Source organism: Marinitenerispora sediminis (assembly GCF_003336425.1).
GTDB lineage: Bacteria > Actinomycetota > Actinomycetes > Streptosporangiales > Streptosporangiaceae > Marinitenerispora > Marinitenerispora sediminis.
In genome coordinates, this window is sequence record NZ_QEIO01000360.1 from 1 (window position 1) to 508 (window position 508).

Consider the following 508-nt stretch of genomic DNA (forward strand, 5'->3'; position numbering starts at 1 on the left):
GCGCCGGGCCCGCCGGCCGGCCGGCCCGCCGGCGGCGTCCCTCGCCGGCAGCCCCGCCGCGACGCTCGTCCCCGCCGCCCCGGTGGGCACCTGGCCGCCCATGGCGGGAGCCGGGCAGACCTGAACCGTCCGGAACGTCCCGCCGGACCAGCGCACGAAAGGGTGATCCATGCCGCAGTTCGCCATCGGAGAGCGGGACTTCCTGCTCGACGGCCGGCCCGTCCAGCTGATCTCGGGGGCCCTGCACTACTTCCGAGTGCACCCCGGCCAGTGGGCGGACCGGCTCGCCAAGGCGCGGATGATGGGGCTGAACACCGTCGAGACCTACGTTCCGTGGAACGCGCACGCCCCCGAACCCGGGGAGTTCCGGCTCGACGGAGGCCTCGACCTGCCGCGGTTCCTGGCGCTCGCCGCCGCCCACGGCCTGCACGCCATCGTGCGCCCCGGCCCCTACATCTGCGCCGAGTGGGACAACGGCGGGCTGCCCGGCTGGCTGACCCGGGACCCG

At 76.2% G+C, this 508-nt stretch carries 1 protein-coding gene; it reads left to right on the top strand.

Annotated elements, in window-relative coordinates; all coding sequences use genetic code 11:
* Positions 1-169: 169 nt before the first annotated feature.
* Positions 170-508: beta-galactosidase (locus DEF28_RS26805; RefSeq protein ID WP_199493584.1), on the top strand; the 339-nt coding region annotated here is incomplete at its 3' end.